Annotated in this window: 16 protein-coding genes; 7 read left to right on the forward strand and 9 right to left on the reverse strand. The window is 64.5% G+C overall.

Annotated features, from left to right (window positions below; translation table 11 throughout):
- Window positions 1-35: 35 nt before the first annotated feature.
- The gene (locus IEV56_RS07970; protein WP_188449634.1) at window positions 36-2,975 is read left to right on the forward strand and encodes a ligand-binding sensor domain-containing diguanylate cyclase; all 2,940 of its coding nucleotides are present in this window, start codon (window positions 36-38) and stop codon (window positions 2,973-2,975) included.
- Between the two features lie 12 nt (window positions 2,976-2,987).
- Here IEV56_RS07970 and IEV56_RS07975 read toward each other — a convergent pair whose 3' ends face one another.
- From IEV56_RS07975 to IEV56_RS08005, 7 genes are read right to left on the reverse strand one after another with little or no spacing between them, the layout of a single operon-like run.
- Window positions 2,988-4,001, reverse strand: a complete 1,014-nt coding sequence (locus tag IEV56_RS07975; RefSeq protein ID WP_188449636.1) for a glycosyltransferase family 4 protein — start codon at window positions 3,999-4,001, stop codon at window positions 2,988-2,990.
- Window positions 4,002-4,039: 38 nt separating this feature from the next.
- The gene (locus tag IEV56_RS07980) at window positions 4,040-5,206 is read right to left on the reverse strand and encodes an ABC transporter permease (protein ID WP_188449638.1); all 1,167 of its coding nucleotides are present in this window, start codon (window positions 5,204-5,206) and stop codon (window positions 4,040-4,042) included.
- Window positions 5,203-5,949: an ABC transporter ATP-binding protein gene (locus IEV56_RS07985; protein ID WP_188449640.1), complete on the reverse strand. Its 747-nt coding sequence runs from the start codon at window positions 5,947-5,949 to the stop codon at window positions 5,203-5,205. The genes IEV56_RS07980 and IEV56_RS07985 overlap by 4 nt, the downstream gene beginning before the upstream one ends.
- A gap of 10 nt (window positions 5,950-5,959) precedes the next feature.
- Window positions 5,960-7,504 carry an alpha/beta hydrolase gene (locus IEV56_RS07990; RefSeq protein WP_188449642.1) on the reverse strand — a complete coding sequence of 515 codons (1,545 nt, stop codon included), beginning with the start codon at window positions 7,502-7,504 and terminating at the stop codon, window positions 5,960-5,962.
- Between the two features lie 2 nt (window positions 7,505-7,506).
- Window positions 7,507-7,698 carry a helix-turn-helix transcriptional regulator gene (locus IEV56_RS07995; RefSeq protein ID WP_188449644.1) on the reverse strand — a complete coding sequence of 64 codons (192 nt, stop codon included), beginning with the start codon at window positions 7,696-7,698 and terminating at the stop codon, window positions 7,507-7,509.
- A complete protein-coding gene (locus IEV56_RS08000) occupies window positions 7,695-8,090 on the reverse strand; it encodes a hypothetical protein (protein WP_188449647.1) in 396 nt (131 codons plus the stop codon). The genes IEV56_RS07995 and IEV56_RS08000 overlap by 4 nt, the downstream gene beginning before the upstream one ends.
- 10 nt (window positions 8,091-8,100) lie before the next feature.
- Window positions 8,101-8,535 carry a hypothetical protein gene (locus tag IEV56_RS08005; protein ID WP_188449649.1) on the reverse strand — a complete coding sequence of 145 codons (435 nt, stop codon included), beginning with the start codon at window positions 8,533-8,535 and terminating at the stop codon, window positions 8,101-8,103.
- A 178-nt stretch (window positions 8,536-8,713) separates the two neighbouring features.
- On the opposite strand from IEV56_RS08005, the gene IEV56_RS08010 reads away from it, so the two are divergent.
- The 3 genes from IEV56_RS08010 to IEV56_RS08020 are packed head-to-tail and all read left to right on the forward strand — an operon-like array spanning window position 8,714 to window position 12,354.
- A complete protein-coding gene (locus tag IEV56_RS08010) occupies window positions 8,714-11,509 on the forward strand; it encodes a class I SAM-dependent DNA methyltransferase (protein ID WP_188449651.1) in 2,796 nt (931 codons plus the stop codon).
- 49 nt (window positions 11,510-11,558) lie between these two features.
- A complete protein-coding gene (locus IEV56_RS08015; protein ID WP_188449653.1) occupies window positions 11,559-11,900 on the forward strand; it encodes a DUF4258 domain-containing protein in 342 nt (113 codons plus the stop codon).
- A gap of 4 nt (window positions 11,901-11,904) precedes the next feature.
- Window positions 11,905-12,354: a helix-turn-helix domain-containing protein gene (locus IEV56_RS08020; RefSeq protein ID WP_188449655.1), complete on the forward strand. Its 450-nt coding sequence runs from the start codon at window positions 11,905-11,907 to the stop codon at window positions 12,352-12,354.
- A 70-nt stretch (window positions 12,355-12,424) separates the two neighbouring features.
- Here IEV56_RS08020 and IEV56_RS08025 read toward each other — a convergent pair whose 3' ends face one another.
- Complete coding sequence (locus tag IEV56_RS08025; RefSeq protein WP_188449656.1) at window positions 12,425-12,925, reverse strand: hypothetical protein; 501 nt, start codon at window positions 12,923-12,925, stop codon at window positions 12,425-12,427.
- Window positions 12,926-12,948: 23 nt separating this feature from the next.
- Window positions 12,949-13,698 carry an FAD-binding oxidoreductase gene (locus tag IEV56_RS08030; RefSeq protein WP_188449658.1) on the reverse strand — a complete coding sequence of 250 codons (750 nt, stop codon included), beginning with the start codon at window positions 13,696-13,698 and terminating at the stop codon, window positions 12,949-12,951.
- Between the two features lie 82 nt (window positions 13,699-13,780).
- Here IEV56_RS08030 and IEV56_RS08035 point away from each other — a divergent pair, with 82 nt between their 5' ends.
- Genes IEV56_RS08035 through IEV56_RS08045 form a run of 3 tightly spaced genes read left to right on the forward strand, consistent with a single transcriptional unit; the run spans window position 13,781 to window position 17,472 of the window.
- On the forward strand, window positions 13,781-14,707 hold the full coding sequence (locus tag IEV56_RS08035) for an ABC transporter ATP-binding protein (protein WP_188449660.1): 927 nt from the start codon (window positions 13,781-13,783) through the stop codon (window positions 14,705-14,707).
- Complete coding sequence (locus IEV56_RS08040; RefSeq protein WP_188449662.1) at window positions 14,704-15,477, forward strand: ABC transporter permease; 774 nt, start codon at window positions 14,704-14,706, stop codon at window positions 15,475-15,477. The genes IEV56_RS08035 and IEV56_RS08040 overlap by 4 nt, the downstream gene beginning before the upstream one ends.
- Window positions 15,478-15,489: 12 nt before the next feature.
- Window positions 15,490-17,472, forward strand: a complete 1,983-nt coding sequence (locus tag IEV56_RS08045; RefSeq protein ID WP_188449664.1) for a UvrD-helicase domain-containing protein — start codon at window positions 15,490-15,492, stop codon at window positions 17,470-17,472.
- The last annotated feature ends 35 nt before the right edge of the window (window positions 17,473-17,507 follow it).

The raw sequence follows: 17,507 nt of genomic DNA on the forward strand, positions 1-17,507 counted from the left end.
ATGCGCTGGGGAAAGCCGTTCCGGAGTGATTGCGGATGCTGCGTTTAGCTTGGGTCTTGTTGGCGCTGATGGCGTTCGGCAGCGGCATGTCGTGCGGCGCGGCGCGGGAACCCATTTCCGAATATTCCCGTGCCACCTGGAGCACCCGCAACGGCCTGCCGCACAACCAGGTCAACGCCATCGCGCAGACGCCGGACGGCTACCTGTGGTTCGCCACCTGGGAAGGCCTGGTGCGCTACAACGGCCAGGACTTCCGCATCTTCGGCCCATCCAACACCCCGGCGTTGAAGGATAACGGCATCCGCCGGGTGACCGTCAGCCCGCGCGGCAGTTTGGTGGTGTCCACTTCGCGCGGCGGCGTCGCCGTCCACCGCCAAGGCCGCTGGCTGCACTACGGCCATACCCAGGGTCTCGCGCAGGAGGACATTTCCGATGCCTTCGAAGACGGCAAGGGCGGCCTGTGGGTGGCCTACGAGCGCGACGGCCTGACGTACATCGCGCCGGACGGCAATGCCGTGCGCTGGGGCGCCGAACAAGGCGTGCCCGAAGGACGCGTCTACATGGTGAAAGCCGATCGCCAGAACGTCATCTGGGCGGCCACCGGTAGCGGTCTGATCCGGCTCGAGAACGGCCGCGCGCGCCTGTTCGACGGCGGCGCCACGCCCACCGGCGCCGTGTATGCCGTGGCCGACGCGCCCGGCGGCGGATTGTATCTGGGCGCCCAGCGCGGCCTGTTCCTGATCCGCGACGGCGCGGTGCGCAATCTGGCCGCGCCCGGCGATGCCGTGGTCAGCCTGCAGCCCGACGGCGCCACCGGCGTCTGGTTCGGTACCGTCAACAAGGGCCTGCGCCGCTACGGTCCGGCCGGTCTCGAAGTGCTCGATACCGACAACGGAATGCCCAACAACAACGTGCGTTCGCTGTTCATGGACCGCGAAGGCAGCCTGTGGGCCGGCACCAGCAACGGCCTGATCCGCTTCGCCGATCTGCCGTTCACCTCCATCGACCGCAACCGCGGCCTGCGCGACAACTACGTGCGGACCCTGCTGAAACGGCCGGACGGCAGCATCATGATCGGCACCGCGCGCGGCCTGAGCCGTTTCGAAGGCGGCCGCGTCAGTCCGGTCAACGGCGACTTGAGCGTGGAGAGCGAGGCGGTCCTGAGCTTGGCCAACGCCAGCGACGGCAGCATGTGGATCGGTATGTATTCCACCGGCCTGTTGAACTGGAAGGACGGCAAGGTGCGCGAACGCATGGCCGAGGACAGCCCGCTGTTCGGTTCCCAGGTGCGCGCCATCCTCGAAGACCGCGCGGGCAATCTCTGGGTCGGCACCTCGCGCGGGCTGTTCCGCAAGCGCGGCGCCGAGGTCGCGCGCATCGGCGAGGACAAGGGACTGCCGGTCGAGTACGTGATGGCGCTGCACGAGGCCCGCGACGGCCGTATCTGGGTCGGCACCACGGCCGGCCTGGTCTATATCGAAAACGGCGTCGTCAACAGCCTGCCGATTTCCCGCTTCGACGATGCCGCCGACGTGTACGCCTTCCACGAAGACGACGACGGCACCCTGTGGATCACCACCGACCGCGGCGTATTGCGCCTGCGCGACGGGCGGCTGGCCGCGGTCAATGCCCGCCACGGCTTGCCGGTGTCCTCCATTTTCGAAATCATCACCGACCGCTCCGGCAACTTCTGGCTGACCTCCAACCGCGGCGTGATCTACGCCGCCCGCGCCGAGATGGAGGCGGTCGCCGACGGCCGCGCGCCGCGTCTGCAGACGGTGCGTTTCTCCGAGGCCGACGGCATGGGCAGCGCCCAATGCAACGGCACCTCCGGGCCGGCCGCGCTGCGCGACGACGACGGCAGCATCTGGGTCGCCACCGCCGACGGCGTGGCCGTGGTGCAGCCGAACGAGCTTTCACGGCACCAGATCACCCCGCCGCCGGCCTTGATCGAAACCCTGATGGTCGACGACCGCAATGTACCGCTGGCCTCGCCGATCCGCCTGCCTGCCGGTTCGCGCAAGGTCGAGCTGTTCTTCGCCAGCCTGCTGTTCCGCTCGTCGGACCAGATCCAGTACCGTTACCGCCTGGACGGCTTCGAGGACGAGTGGATCTACCGCGACCGCCTGCGCAACGTCCAGTTCACCAACCTGCCGCCCGGCCGTTACGTGTTCCGCGTCAGCGCCTCGGTGCACGGCGGCGACTGGAGCGAGGGCGGCGAAGGGCTCGCCTTCGAAATCCTGCCCAAGCTCCACCAGCGGGCCTGGTTCTATCCGTCGGTCGCGGCGCTGGCGCTGCTGGTGGTGTTCGTGCTGTTCCGCTTCCGGCTGAGCCAGCTGCGCCGGCGCGAGGCCGAGCTCAGCGCCACGGTGGACGAGCGCACGCGCGCGCTGCACGAGAAGAACATCGAGCTGGAGCAGCTGAACCAGCAGATCAGCCGGCAATCGGCGGCATTCGCGCAGCAGGCCCGCACCGACGCGCTGACCGGCCTGTCGAACCGCCGCAGCCTGGACGAGAAGCTGCAGAACCGGCTGGCCGCCGCCATCGCCGCGCATCAGCCGCTCTGTTTCGCGCTGCTCGACATCGACCACTTCAAGCGCGTCAACGACACCTGGTCGCATGACGCCGGCGACCAGGCCCTGTGCCGCGTCGCCGAGACCATCCGGCGCGAACTCGGTTCGGTGTTCCAGGGCCGCTGGCGCGGCAGCGACCTGTGCGGCCGTTGGGGCGGCGAGGAGTTCGCGCTGATCCTGCCGGACCGCGACGCCGCGTCGGCATTGGCGATCTGCGAGCGCCTGCGCGCGGCGGTCGAGGCCATCGACTGTTCCGGCTTCGCGCCGGGCCTGACCTTGACGGTCAGCATCGGCCTGGCCGAACGCGGGGACATCAGCCATCACGAAAAGCTGGTGTCGAAGGCCGACACCAACCTGTATCTGGCCAAGAACGGCGGCCGCAACCGCGTCTGCGGTTCGTAGGTTCCCGCCGGTTCAGTCGGCCGGCGGCGGCACGGCTTCGGCCGCCGTGTAGAACGCCACCAGCGCGCGCATCTCCTCCGCGCTGTAGGTGGTTTCCATTTTCCGGCGTGCGGCCTGGCCCAGCGCGGCGCGCAGATCCGGATCGTCCTTCAGCGCCAACAGCATCGCCGCCGCCTGTTCGCGGGTGTCGAACAGCAGACCGTCGGTGCCGTGCTCGATCCACTCGGCGTAGCCACCGCGCCGGTGCGCCACCACCGGGATGCCGCAGGCCATGGCTTCCATCACCACGCGCCCGGACGGCTCGACGCGCGCGTCGCTGCTGCGGAAATAGAAACAGTCCAGATGGCGCAGGAAGGCCTCCGGCGGCTCATGGCCGGCGGGCATCAGTTCGATCCCCGGCGTTTCGGCGAGTTGCGGCGCCAGCACCATGCCGCCCATGATGCGGACATGGCAGCCGCGTTGCGCCAGATGGCGGTACAGCGCGATGTCCGGCGCGTGGTGCTTGTCGGCGGTATCGCGCGACAGGCGGCCGATGCGGAACGCGCCGGGCGCCCGTTCGGATATCGGCCGGAAGCGCGTGAGGTCGATCGGCGAGGCATGCACGAAACCGGGCACGCCCACGGCGTCGCGCATCCAGGCCGCGGCATATACCATCTCGATGCGCGCGCCGAGCGCCGACAGCGCGATGGCGGTGGCGGTCAGGCGCCTGGGCGTCGGCGTGTTGTACAGCAGCACGGTGCGCCGGGCATGCGATGCCCGGAGCCAGTCGCCCGGAACCCGGTAGCAGCCGATGAACAGCAGGGTGCCGCCTTGCGGCAGCGATCCCGCCGCCGGATCGATGCGCTGCACCGGTACATAACGGCACAGCTCCGGATCCGGCGTGCTTTCGGACCAGATGCGCACATCGGCATGCGGCGCCAGCAGGCGGTACAGCTCGATGGTCCGCCACTCGCTGCCGCCGACCGCGTTCTCCATCGGGTTGATCAGGTGGATCACCGGTTTTTCCGTCATTGCGCCTGCGTCCATGATGCCGTCGTCGTTAGTGTAGCCGCATCCGCTGAGCCTCAGCCCGAGACCGCCAGCTTCTCGTCGTGGTAACGGCGGGCCGCCAACCACCACAGCACGGCGCCGAGGCCGAAGCCCGCGGCCAGATACACCGCCCATTCGGCGGACGAGACGCTTTCCGAACGCACGATCTTCAGGATCAGCTGGTTCTGCGACAGGAACGGCACCGCGAACTGCCAGAGCTGGTTCTTGATCGGATTGACCATCAGCACCACGGTCGGGATGATCGGCAGCATCATCAGCGCGCTCATGTAGCTCTGCGCCTCCTTCACGCTCTTGGCGCCGGCGGCGATCAGGGTCAGCAGGCAGGTGCCGATCAGCACGATCGGCAGCAGCACCACCAGGATCTGGCCGACCGCGGCCCAGCCCATGCCCAGCTTCAGGCCCATGGCGCCGGCCACGACGAAGCTGCCCTTGAATGCCAGCAGCGTCAGCACCAGGCTGAACATGCCGAACACGCAGGCCGCCGCGATCTTGCCGCTCATGATCGCGCCGCGTGCGGCCGGCGTGGCCAGCAGCGGCTCCAAGGATTGCCGTTCGCGCTCGCCGGCGGTGGCGTCGATCACCAGATAGGCGCCGCCCAGGAAGCCGGACAGGATCAGCAGATAGGGCAGGAACGCCAAGGCCTGGCCGATGCGGCTTTCCGGCGTGGCCAAGTCCTTGCGTTCCACCAACACCGCCTGCCCCGCCGACGGACTGACGCCGCGCGCCAGCAGACGCAGGGCGCCGGCGCTGCGGCTGTAGTTGTCCAGCAATGCGTTCAGGCGTTCGGTCGGGATGCGGGCGTCGTCGCGCGAGCTGTCGCTGATGACCTCCACCGGCGCCGGTTCGCCGGCCCGCCATTTTTCGGCGTAGTCGGCGGGAATCGACAGGATGACCTCGACGTTCTGCGCCGCGATCTCGCCCTCCGGGTTGGCCGGCGCCGGCTTGATCAGCACATTGCGGCCGGATAGCCAGTTGATCAGGTTCGGCGCGCGTTCGGCGCCGATCACCGGCAGCTCCAGCGGCTTCTCCAATTGGGTCGACATGCGGTTGTTGGCCAGCTTGGCCATGCCCAGGATCAGCAGCGGCGCCAGCAGGGTGAATGCCAACGAGATGGCGATGGTCTTGCGGTCGCGGAACAGGTCGAGCAGTTCCTTGCGCATCACGGTGATGAGTGCGTTCATGCGTGGAAACCCTCCTCGCTGCCGATGATCTTGACGAAGGCCTCTTCCAGGTTGGCCTCCCCGGTCTGCGCGCGCAGTTCGTCGGCCGTGCCGTCGGCCATGACCTTGCCATGCGCGATCACCACGATGCGGTCGCACAGCGCGGCGACCTCCTGCATGATGTGGCTGGAGAAGATGACGCACCGTCCTTCGGCCTTCAGCTGCTTGAGGAACTCGCGCAGGGCGCGCGTGGTCATCACGTCCAGGCCGTTGGTCGGTTCGTCCAGGATCACGTTTTTCGGATCATGGATCAGCGCGCGCGCGATCGCGGTCTTGGTGCGTTGGCCCTGCGAGAAGCCTTCGCACTGGCGGTCGAGGATGTCCTCCATGCCCAGCGACGCGGCCAGGCGGGCGATGCCCTGGTCGATGGCGGCCTCGGTCATGCCGTGCAGGCGGCCGAAGTAGCGGATGTTCTCGCGCGCGGTCAGGCGTTTGTACACGCCGCGGGCGTCCGGCAGCACGCCCAGGCGCGCGCGCACGTCGCCGGCGTGGGTGTCGGGCGAGAAGCCGTCGACCGCGATGCGGCCGGCGTCCGGCGACATCAGGGTATACAGCATGCGCAGGGTGGTGGTCTTGCCGGCGCCGTTCGGGCCGAGCAGGCCGGTGATCTCCCCGTCGCGGGCGTGGAAGCCCACGCCTTGGACGGCATGCACCGTTCCGGTCTTGGTGGTGAAGCGTTTATGCAAATCGGTGACGTCGATCATGTCGGTTTCCTCAGGGTTCCCAGCCGTAATAGCCGGTGAACGGCGATGCGTAGGTGAGCCTGTCCATGCAGGCGGCGTCGAGCGCTTTCGGATCGGCGCTTTCCAGGAAGCGGGCGTACAGCTTCGGCATGCAGCCCACCGGCAGCACGTTGTGGCCGGTGCCCTTGGCCACGATGTGGCGGGCGTTGCCCAGGTGCTTCATCACCAGGTCGCCGTAGCGCGGCGGCGTGACCGGGTCGAATTCGCCCGAGAGCACCAGCACCGGCAGCTTGCCGGTCAGCGGCGCGCGGTAGTCGGCCGGGCGCGGCTTGTGCGGCCACACCGCGCACTGCGCCTGCATCAGCTCCACCAATCCGGTGCCGAGCAGGCGCGTGCGGTCTTCCGGATCCACTTTCAGGTCCGGCGCGTCCTCGGAGCACATCACCGACAGCTGCATGCCGTGCATGATCTGGTCGGAGATGTCGCGGGTGAGCATTTCGCTTAAACCCATCAGCGCATCGACGTGGCCTTGGTTGCCTTCGCTGAACAGCAGCGGCAGCACGCCCGCCGCCTGCGGCGCATAGGCCAGCATGCGCGTCAGCATCGCCACATGGCCGGCGCTGAACTGGCCGTCGCGCCATTCGCCGGTCAGCGCGTCGCGGTAACGCACCGGCACCGGGCCTTTGGCCAGGGTCGCCATCAGTTTGTCCAGCTGCGCGCGCGGGTCGCCCATTTTGGCACGGCAGGCCGCGTCGGCGCTGCAACGGGTGAACTGCAGGTCGAGCGAGGCCTCCAGGTTCTTGGCGTGATCCTGGCCGAGCACGGTCTCCAGCGGCGCCACGCCGTCGAGCACCACCGTGCGCGTGCTGGCCGGATAGCGCTTGGCGTACAGCTGCGCCATGCGCGTGCCGTAGGAGATGCCGATCAGGTTGATCTGCGCGGCGCCGATCGCCTTGCGCGCGAGATCCAGGTCCTGGATGGCGTCGCTGCTGCTGAACTGGCGCACGTCCACTTTGCCCGCGTACTGCGCCGCGCAGCGTTCGGCGAAGGCGGCGGCCGAGGCCGCGCTGTAGTCCTCGTCTTCCACCACCGCGCTTCGGCCGTCGGCGTCCACGCATTTGAGCGGATGGGAATCGCCGGTGCCGCGCTGGTCGAGCAGGATGATGTGGCGCGATTTGCGCGCCTCGGCGAAAGCGCCGGCGATGCCCGGGAAGCTTTCGCGCGCGCCCTGGCCGGGGCCGCCGGCCAGCATGAAGATCGGGTCGTCTTCGGCGTCGCGCGTGGCCGGCAGCCAGGCGATGGCCAGCTTCAGCTTCCGACCGTCCGGTTTGCTGTGGTCTTCCGGCACCTGCAGCTCGCCGCAGAACGCCATCAGCGCGTCGGTGCCGCGCGCCAGGGTGCAGGGCTGGAAACGGATGCCGCCCAGCGTACGGCCGAGGTCGACCGCGGCCACCGCCGCTTTCGGTTTCGGTGCGTCGGCGTCTTTGCCGCCGTCGGACAGATACGGTTTGGCGATCCAGGCCGCGGCGGCGATGACCACCGCCGCGCGCAGCCCGTTCCGGTATTTGGCTTGCATGTTCACTCCTCCATGAAAATCGATTCGATCGGCAACCCGAACAGCCGCGCGATCTTGAATGCCAGCTTGATGCTGGGGTCGTATTTTTCCGTCTCGATGGCGTTCACCGTCTGCCGCGACACCTCCAGCCGGTCGGCCAGCTCGGCCTGCGACCAGCCGAATTGCTCGCGCAGCTGGCGGACCCGGCTTTTCACGCGCGGTACCGCCAGATCCCGATGTAGCGGGTGACGATATAGACCAGGCCGATGACCAACACCAGCACCGACAGCATCTCGCGTGCATCCAGGCCCAATACCCGGAAGTCATGCAGCAGCAGCAGGCTGTAGCCCGCGAGAAGACCGGTCATTGAGGACAGCGCCATGGCGTCCATTTCGATCTTGCGTTCCAGCTCGTCGCATTCGCCCAGATAGCGGAAGTAAAGCCAGAAAATCCAGGCCAAGGGCGCCAGCGGCAGCACGGCCAGTCCGGCTTTGGCCGCCTGCGACGGCATCGACGGCGCCATCAGATACGCCGCGACGGTCAGCCCGACGCACAGCAGGCCCGGCACGATGGATTTCAGGTAATAGCGTTTCAGCGGCGCGCGCATGCCGGGCGCCTCAGCGGTAACGGCGAACGGCCTGCCATTTGGTCAGGCCGTAGAAGCCGCACAGCGACGGGAATACCCAGATGGCGACGGTGCCGCCGCCCACGGTGAACACGCCGGCCTGGATCAGGAAGCCGATCGACAGGAACAGCAGGCCGACGATCAGGCTGGCCAAGGCGATGGCTTCCAGTTCGACGTGTCGGATCATTTCGTCGCATTCGCCCAAGTAGGCCACCAGCGCCTTGCCCAGCAAGGCCACCGGCACCACCGGAGCCAATGCCAGCAGGGCCTTCGCGCCGGCGGGCCAGTCCGCGGCCACGCCGCGCAACAGCAGGATCGAGCCGAACAGCAGGGCGACATAGGCGCTCATGGTGGCCACGACCCGGCGTGTGTAACGGATTTCGGCCGCGGTGCGCGGTCGGAAGCATGAGGTGTCGGTGTCGGCCATGGCAGTCCCCCTGTAAAGTCGACTTTACATAAGACTGCATGATTAAAGTGGTAGTGTCAAGCGTGCTTTACATTTTTGTTTCTGATGCGGAGCCTGAACCGGATAAATCGTTCTTCTCATTGGAAAAACGCCGGATTCCGGTCAGAATCGGGACATAACGGGATGCTCAGGGAAGGCTATGCCGCTCAGTTGGAACGAAATCAAAAACCGCGCCCTTGCCTTCGCCAAGGAGTGGGACGGCGAAGCCTCCGAACACGCCAACGCCAAGCCGTTCTGGGATGACTTCTTCAACGTCTTCGGGATTACCCGCAAGCGTGTGGCGGCCTTCGAGGAGCCGGTCAAGAAACTGGGCGACAAGCAGGGCTTCATCGACCTGTTCTGGAAAGGTGTGTTGCTGGTCGAGCACAAGTCGCGCGGCAAGGACCTGGACAAGGCCTATACGCAGGCTCTGGATTATTTTCCCGGCATCCCCGAGCGCGATCTGCCGAAGTATGTGCTGGTTTCCGACTTCGCCCGGTTCCGCCTGTACGATCTGGAGGAAAACACCCAGCTTGAGTTCGCGCTGGGTGATTTGCATAAAAACGTACAGGCATTCGGCTTCATCGCCGGCTACCAGACGCATAAAATCAAGGAACAGGACCCGGTCAACATCAAAGCCGCCGAGCGTATGGGCCGGCTGCACGACCAGATGAAGGCGGTGGGCTATGACGGCCACGCCCTGGAGCACTACCTGGTCCGCCTGCTGTTCTGCCTGTTCGCCGAGGACACCGGCATCTTCGAGCGCCGGCAGTTCCAGGATTACATCGAGCAGAAGACCCACGAAGACGGCTCCGATCTGGCGCACCACATGGCCACGCTGTTCCACGTGCTGAACCAGGAGCAGGGCAAGCGCCTGAAGAACCTCGACGAGCAGTTGGCGGCTTTTCCCTATGTCAACGGCAAGCTGTTCGCCGAACCCTTGCCGCCGGCCAGTTTCGATTCGGCGATGCGGCAGGCGCTGCTGGATTGTTGCGCACTGGACTGGAGCCGCATTTCGCCGGCCATCTTCGGCTCGCTGTTCCAGTCGATCATGGACAAGAAGGCCCGCCGCAACCTGGGCGCGCATTACACCAGCGAAAAGAACATCCTCAAGCTCATCAAGCCGCTGTTCCTGGACGAGCTGTGGCAGGAGTTCGAGTCGGTCAAGTCCAACAAGCAGAAGCTGTTCGCCTTCCATGAAAAGCTGCGTGCGCTGAAGTTCCTCGATCCGGCCTGCGGTTGCGGTAACTTCCTGGTCATCGCCTACCGCGAACTGCGCCTGCTGGAGCTGGAAGTGCTGCGGGTGCGCTTCAAGACCAACGAGAAGTCCGGGCAGACCGAAAACATCCAGACCATGATCCTGCTGGACGTGGACCAGTTCTACGGCATCGAGATCGAGGAATTCCCGGCACAGATCGCGCAGGTGGCCTTGTGGCTGATGGACCACCAGATCAACCTGAAGATCTCCGAAGAGTTCGGCGAATACTTCGCGCGCATTCCCCTGCGTTCCAGCGGTAGCATCGTGTGCGCCAATGCCCTGCGCCTAGATTGGAACGATGTGGTTCCGGCCAAGGAATTAAGCTACATCCTCGGCAATCCGCCGTTTATCGGCGCGAAATTCATGGATGACGCGCAGCGCGCCGATGTGGCTGAGGTTTTCGACAACATCAAAAATGCCGGCCTGCTTGATTTCGTGGCAGCGTGGTATGTGAAAGCGGCAAAAATGATGCAGGGCACGTCCATTCGTTGTGCCTTCGTTTCCACGAATTCCATCGTTCAGGGCGAGCAGGTCGGCGTTTTATGGAGTTGGATGCTGGCCAATGGCGTAAAAATCTTCTTTGCCCATCGCACCTTCTCCTGGAATAACGAAGCGCGCGGCAAAGCCGCCGTGCATTGCGTGATAATCGGGTTTGCGTTGAACGACATTTCACCGAAATGGCTGTTCGAGTACGAAGATATCAAGGGCGAAGCACATCGCGTGCAAGTAAAGAATATCAATCCCTATTTGGTCGATGCGCCGAATATCGTGCTATTCAATCGCTCAAAACCTTTATGCGATGTTCCCGGAATTGGAATTGGCAACAAGCCGATTGATGGCGGATATTACTTGTTTTCAGATTTTGAAATGGCGGATTTCATTAAAGCAAATCCTGATTCCAAGATTTGGTTCAAGAAATGGCTTGGAGCTGATGAATTTATTAATGGCTGGCAAAGGTGGTGCTTGTTCATACGAGATATGCCGCCAAATGAAATGCAGGCTAACCCGGCAATTTTGGGCATTATTGATAAGGTCAGAAATTATCGACTTGGCTTGATTCCAGCAAGAAATGCCGCAACCGATAAAGAGCCAAAGGTTGGCCAAAGTGCAAAACAGCTTGCGGCCACGCCAACACGGTTTCATGTTGAAAAAGTTTCCGATACAACCCAACTTATTATCCCGTCCGTATCGTCAGAAAAGCGGAATTACATTCCGATTGGATTTGAGCCAGAGACAACGCTTTGCAGCAATCTTGTGTTTGTTGCGGTTAATGCAAACTTATTCCATTTCGGAATACTGAATTCAACAATGCATAATGCGTGGATGAGAGTGGTTTCTGGACGGCTTAAAAGTGACTACCGATATTCTGCCGGCATTGTCTATAACAATTTTCCATGGCCCGAAAATCCAAGTGCCAAGCACAAACAGGCGATAGAAGAGGCTGCGCAGGCGGTTTTGGATGCCCGCGCCCAATTCCCGGATTCCACCTTGGCCGATCTGTACGATCCGCTGACCATGCCACCTGTATTGCTGAAAGCGCACCAGGCACTGGATAAGGCCGTGGACGCGGCGTACGGCAAGACCAATTTCAAGAGCGAGGCCGAGCGCGTGGCGTTTTTGTTTGAGCGATATCAATCGCTTGATTCAATATTAGCTAGCCGGACAGTCAAACCAAACCGCAACAAGTCAGCAACCTGAACAATTTCAAGCAAAACTTGTAATCTATATAAAATATAGGTAATCTTGCATGGCAAAAGCCAAAAAGCCCAAAAAAGCGGTTGCCCGGATTGCGCTGACAACGGCGAATGCATCACGGATCATCAGGCGCTTGGCGCAGGATTCCAATGCGGTTTACTTCACCGATCATGCCAGTAAACGGATGGCGCAGAGGAAAGTGACCCGCCCGCAGGTGATGGAATGTCTGATGAAGGGCGCCATAACGGAAGGACCGGCGCTTGATATCAAGGGATGCTGGAAGGTTACGGTCAGCCGGGCCGTATGCGGAGATGGAATTGATGTGGTGCTTGCTTTGGATTGGGATGCGGAAAGCGCCAGTTACGTGGTTGTCGTGACGGTCATTAGGGATTGATTTTATGTTTCATTACGTTGACTGCGGATTGTTGAATGTGTGGCTTTCGAATGGTTACAAGACCATCGATACGCCCTATGGACGTGCTACCGCCATCGAGGATGTCGCCGGTCTGCACCGCGCCATCGGCACTCAGCTGGCAAGGGAGAAGCGGCATCTTTCCGGCCGTGAATTCCGCTTTTTACGCAAAGAGCTCGGGCTGTCGCAGGAAATGCTCGGGCAGTGGCTGGGTTACACCGACGGGCAGCAGATCGCCAAGTGGGAAAAATCGGCCCGGGTGCCTAGATTGCAGGACGGCGTGCTTCGTCAGCTCTATCTGGAGTCGATCAATGAGAAGAACGCGCAGTTCACCGCCATATTGAGGCGCCTGCAGGAAATCGATGCGAGCAACCACAACGCCAAATTGGTTTTCACCGAGAGCGCCAAGAAGGGCTGGACTTCCAAAGTGGCGTGATCGCCTGCAGGGCGTATAGCCATTACGCTGAAACGTTTCCGCCATCATTTTGTTGGCGTCAACAAAATGATCAGCCCGGCAACCGCCCGTAAGCGATCTCGCCCTCGTGATAGCACTCCAGTAGCCAGTCTCCGGTCTCGGACGACAGCCAGGCGTCGAAATCGGCGTCCAGCAATTCACGCAGATGCTGGCGAACGGCATCGGCGCGTAAGCGCAGGCCCGGCTTCAGGGCATTGCCCCAGACCAGCGTCAGGGCTTCGTCCGGCGCCGGCCACAGCGCCGTCAGCGTGGCCAGACACGCGGCATCGCGGGCCGTCGGATCCTGCCAGGGAATGCGCTCCGAACCCGGCACGGCCGCCCAGCGGATGCGGCCGATATCCCACGGAAAACGGCGGCCGAGCCAGCGCTCCCGCAGCTGCTCGGGCCAGATCAAGGCATAGGGCGTGCCGGCGGCGTCCAAGGCCGCCAGCTCGTGGGCGACGGTCGCCCGGCAGGCGTCGCGTTCGCGCCGCGCCTGCAATTGGCGCCGTTTGGCCAGCAGTTCGCGGTGGCGGTCGTCGGGCGGGTTCATGGCGGACGCGCCGGAACGGCGAGCTATTTGCTCGACACGTACTTTTCGCGCCGGATGTGGTGCACCGACAGGCCGAATTCCTTCAGCGCCTCGAAGCAGGCGTCGACCATGTTCGGGTTGCCGCACAGATAGGCGATGTCGTGCGCGCCGTTCGGTGCCAATTCGGCCAGTTGCTCCTGCACGTAGCCGGTGCGGGCATCGGCAGTGGGATTTTCCGGCAATTTCCGCGAAAATGACGGCATAAAGCGGAATTTCGGGTTATCTTCAGCGAACTTGTAGAAATCTTCGCGGTAAATGAGGTCTTCTTCGCTGCGGGCGCCGAACAGCAGCACCACCTCCACGCCACGGCTGTCCATCAGCTGCTTGAGTTGCGGCAGCATGGCGCGGTACGGCGTCACGCCGGTGCCGGTGGCGATCAGGATATAGCGCGCGTTCTGGTCTTTGTCGTTCAGGCAGAACCGGCCGTACGGGCCGCTGCACTGGATCTGCTGGCCGTCATCGAGCGCGGTGAACAGCGCCGAGGCCGCGCCGCCGGGCACGAAGCTGACCGCGATCTCGACGCTGTCGTTCACGCCGAAGGCGTGGTCGTGCTGGGTGGCCAACGAATAGCTGCGCTTGGTCGGGGTGCCGTCGGGGTAGTTGAAGTGCACCTGGATGAACTGGCCTGGGATGAAATCCAGGGCCTGGCCGTCGTCGCGGGTGAACTCCAGATGGCGGACGCTGGGCGCCAACATGCGGCTGCCGACGAGTTTCAGCGGGAAATGGTCTGCCACGGGCGGTTCCTCGGGTTCAGCTGGGGGTGCAAGCCCGATATACTAAGCGTTCTGACGAAAGTTTGCCGTCTACGGAATCCCGATGACCCAGCCCGCGCTTGCCATCCAATCCTTGCACAAGACCTACGACAACGGCGTGAAGGCGCTGAAGGGCGTCTCGCTCGAGGTCGCGCCCGGCGATTTCTTCGCCCTGCTGGGCCCGAACGGCGCCGGCAAATCGACCCTGATCGGCGTGGTCAGCTCGCTGGTCAACCCGAGTTCGGGCTCGGTGTCGGTGTTCGGCATCGACCTGATGGCCGACCGCTCGGGCGCCATGCGCCAGATCGGCCTGGTGCCGCAGGAAATCAACTTCAACATGTTCGAGAAGCCGATCGACATCCTGGTCAATTACGCCGGCTTCTACGGCGTGCCGCGCGCCGAGGCGCTGCTGCGCGCCGAGAAGCAGCTGAAGGCCGCCCAGCTGTGGGAGAAGGCCGAGGTGATGAGCCGCACCCTGTCCGGCGGCATGAAGCGCCGGTTGATGATCGCCCGCGCGATGATGACCGAACCCAAGCTGCTGATCCTGGACGAGCCGACCGCCGGCGTCGACATCGAGATCCGCCGCGGCATGTGGAAGACCCTGCAGGAAGTGAACGCGGCCGGCACCACGGTGATCCTGACCACGCACTACCTGGAAGAGGCCGAGAGCCTGTGCCGCAACCTGGCCATCATCGACAAAGGCACCATCATCGAACAGGGGCCGATGAAAGCCCTGCTCGCCAAGCTGGATGTGGAAGGCTTCGTGCTCGACATCGACGGCGGACTGCCGGCCGAATTGCCGGCCATCGCCGGCGTCGAGCTGAAAGCCGCCGACAGCCACACCCTGGTGGCCGAAAAGCCGCGCGACCTGCCGCTGAACGACCTGTTCGAGGCGCTGGCCCGGGCCGGCATCACCGTGCGTTCGATGCGCAACCAGAGCAACCGGCTGGAAGAGCTGTTCGTGCGCCTGACCGCGAAGGAGGCCGCATGAGCCCGAACGCCACCGCCTTCGTCACCGTCGCCCGGCGCGAAGTGGCGCGCATCCTGCGCATCTGGGGTCAGACCCTGGTGCCGCCGGCGATCACCATGACCCTGTACTTCCTGATCTTCGGCAAGCTGATCGGCTCGCGCATCGGCGACATGGGCGGCTTCGACTACATGGACTTCATCGTGCCCGGCCTGGTGATGATGTCGGTGATCCAGAACGCCTACGGCAACATCAGCTCCAGCTTCTTCGGCGCCAAGTTCGGCCGCCACATCGAGGAGCTGCTGGTCAGCCCGATGCCCAACTACGTGATCCTGGCCGGCTACGTGGCCGGCGGCGTGCTGCGCGGCCTGATGGTCGGCCTGATCGTGCTGGCCATCGCCATGGCCTTCACCCACGTCAGCGTGCCGCATCCGCTGGTGATGGTCAGCACCATCCTGCTCGGCGCGGTCATCTTCTCGCTGGCCGGTTTCGTGAACGCGGTGTACGCCAAGAAGTTCGACGACATCGCCATTGTGCCGACCTTCATCCTGACCCCGCTGACCTACCTGGGCGGCGTGTTCTATTCGGTGCGCGTGCTGCCGGACTGGGCGCAGGCCGCGACCCAGGCCAACCCGATCTTCTACATGGTCAACGCGTTCCGCTACGGCCTGCTCGGCGAAGGCGCCACCGACGTACCGCTGGCGCTGTCGTACGCGGTGATGCTGGCGTTCGCGGTCGGGCTCGGCGCGCTCGGCATGTTCCTGCTCAAACGCGGCATCGGCCTGCGCAGCTGACCGGCTGATCCGATGTCCGGCTTGAATCCCCCGCAGCAGGCCGCTGTGGCCTACGTCGACGGTCCCCTGCTGGTGCTGGCCGGCGCCGGCAGCGGCAAGACCAAAGTCATCACCGAGAAGATCGCGCACCTGATCCACGGCCGCACGTTCGGGCCGGAGCAGATCGCCGCCATCACCTTCACCAACAAGGCCGCGCGCGAAATGCGCGAGCGGGTCGGCAAGCGCATCAGCAGGACCGCGGCCGAGGCGGTCACGGTGACCACCTTCCATTCGCTCGGCCTGCAGTTCCTGCAGCAGGACGGCAAGACCGCCGGCCTGCGCCGCGGCTTTTCCATCTTCGACACCGACGACCAGCAGGGCCTGATCCGCGACCTGCTGCCCGGCACGCCGGACAAGGACGCGGTGTTCGCCGCGCAGAGCTGGATCTCGAAGATGAAGAACCTGGCGCTGGCGCCGGAGCAGGCGCAGGAGCTGGCCAAGAGCCTGCGCGAGCAGCAGATCGCCGAACTGTACGCCAAGTACCAGGCGCGCCTGACCGCGTTCAACGCGGTCGATTTCGACGACCTGATCCGGCTGCCGCTGCAGGTGCTGGAGCAGGATGCCGAGGTGCGCCGGCGCTGGCAGGACAAACTGCGCTACCTGCTGGTGGACGAATGCCAGGACACCAACGGCGCCCAGTACCGCATGATCAAGGCGCTGTCCGGCGAACGCGGCCTGTTCACCTGCGTCGGCGACGACGACCAGAGCATCTACGCCTGGCGCGGCGCGCAGCCGGAGAACCTGGACGAGCTGGGCCGCGACTACCCGAACCTGAAAGTGATCAAGCTCGAGCAGAACTACCGCTGCAGCGCGCGCATCCTGCGCTGCGCCAACGCGGTGATCGCCAACAACCCGCACGCGCACCTGAAGAAACTGTGGAGCCGGCACGGCGAAGGCGCGCCGGTGCGGGTCTGGTCCTGCAAGAACAACGAGCACGAGGCCCAGCGTGTGGCCGCCGAGATCCAGTTCCTGGCGCAGGCGCACGACATCCCGTACGCCGAGTTCGCCATCCTGTTCCGCGGCAACCACCAGTCGCGGCCGCTGGAGAAGGAACTGCAGCTGCTGAAGATCCCGTACCACATCACCGGCGGCACGGCGTTCCTGGACCGCGGCGAGGTCAAGGACGTGCTGGCCTGGCTGCGGGTGATCGCCAATCCGGACGACGACGCCGCGTTCCTGCGCGCCATCGGCGCGCCCAAGCGCGAGGTCGGCGCCACCAGTCTGGAGAAGCTGGCGCAGATGGCGCACGGCGCGCACATCCCGCTGTCGCTGGCGGCGCAGAACTCCAGCTTCCGCACCGCGCTCAGCGCGCGCCCGGCGGCCGGTCTGGCCGAATTCTCGCGCATCGTCGCCTCGCTGCGCGAGCGCAGCAAGCGCCTGCCGGCGGCCGACATCGTGCGCGCGGTGATCGAGGAATCCGGCATCCTGGCCCAGCTGCGGGTGGAGACCAAGAACGAAGCCCTGTTCCTGCGCCGCAAGGAGAACCTGGACGAGCTGGCGCAGTGGTTCGAATCCGAGCGCCGCACGGCCTCGGGCGCCGGCGGTCTGGCCGCGCAGCTGGCGTTGTTGTCGAACGCCGACCGCGGCGAGCCCGGCAACCAGGTCCGGCTGATGAGCCTGCACTCGGCCAAGGGTCTGGAGTTCCGCACGGTGTTCATCGTCGGTTGCGAGCAGGGCAGCCTGCCGCACCAGGCCAGCTTGGACGAAGGCACCCTGGCCGAGGAGCGCCGGCTGTTCTACGTCGGCATCACCCGCGCCAAGGAACGCCTGTATCTGGCGCACAGCGCCCAGATCAAGCGCTGGGGCGAGCAGGTCAACCTGCTGCCCAGCCAGTTTCTGGATGAACTGCCCGAGGCCGACCTGCATCGCGACGGCGTGGTCCGCGACGACCAGTCGGAGGAGACGCAGGCGCGGGTCGCCGCCCACCGGCAGGCCATCTTGGCCCTGTTCGACTGAGTCCGGCGCTTTGCTATGCTAGCCTCTCTTTCCCC

It is taken from the genome of Arenimonas maotaiensis, assembly GCF_014638745.1.
GTDB classification, from domain to species: Bacteria; Pseudomonadota; Gammaproteobacteria; order Xanthomonadales; family Xanthomonadaceae; genus Arenimonas; species Arenimonas maotaiensis.

Excerpts from the sequence above, each read along its gene's own strand:
- IEV56_RS07970 (WP_188449634.1), top strand. The coding sequence starts at position 36 with ATGCTGCGTTTAGCTTGGGTCTTGTTGGCGCTGATGGCGTTCGGCAGC.
- IEV56_RS07975 (WP_188449636.1), bottom strand. The coding sequence starts at position 4,001 with ATGGACGCAGGCGCAATGACGGAAAAACCGGTGATCCACCTGATCAAC.
- IEV56_RS07980 (WP_188449638.1), bottom strand. The coding sequence starts at position 5,206 with ATGAACGCACTCATCACCGTGATGCGCAAGGAACTGCTCGACCTGTTC.
- IEV56_RS07985 (WP_188449640.1), bottom strand. The coding sequence starts at position 5,949 with ATGATCGACGTCACCGATTTGCATAAACGCTTCACCACCAAGACCGGA.
- IEV56_RS07990 (WP_188449642.1), bottom strand. The coding sequence starts at position 7,504 with ATGCAAGCCAAATACCGGAACGGGCTGCGCGCGGCGGTGGTCATCGCC.
- IEV56_RS08000 (WP_188449647.1), bottom strand. The coding sequence starts at position 8,090 with ATGCGCGCGCCGCTGAAACGCTATTACCTGAAATCCATCGTGCCGGGC.
- IEV56_RS08005 (WP_188449649.1), bottom strand. The coding sequence starts at position 8,535 with ATGGCCGACACCGACACCTCATGCTTCCGACCGCGCACCGCGGCCGAA.
- IEV56_RS08010 (WP_188449651.1), top strand. The coding sequence starts at position 8,714 with ATGCCGCTCAGTTGGAACGAAATCAAAAACCGCGCCCTTGCCTTCGCC.
- IEV56_RS08015 (WP_188449653.1), top strand. The coding sequence starts at position 11,559 with ATGGCAAAAGCCAAAAAGCCCAAAAAAGCGGTTGCCCGGATTGCGCTG.
- IEV56_RS08020 (WP_188449655.1), top strand. The coding sequence starts at position 11,905 with ATGTTTCATTACGTTGACTGCGGATTGTTGAATGTGTGGCTTTCGAAT.
- IEV56_RS08025 (WP_188449656.1), bottom strand. The coding sequence starts at position 12,925 with ATGAACCCGCCCGACGACCGCCACCGCGAACTGCTGGCCAAACGGCGC.
- IEV56_RS08035 (WP_188449660.1), top strand. The coding sequence starts at position 13,781 with ATGACCCAGCCCGCGCTTGCCATCCAATCCTTGCACAAGACCTACGAC.
- IEV56_RS08040 (WP_188449662.1), top strand. The coding sequence starts at position 14,704 with ATGAGCCCGAACGCCACCGCCTTCGTCACCGTCGCCCGGCGCGAAGTG.
- IEV56_RS08045 (WP_188449664.1), top strand. The coding sequence starts at position 15,490 with ATGTCCGGCTTGAATCCCCCGCAGCAGGCCGCTGTGGCCTACGTCGAC.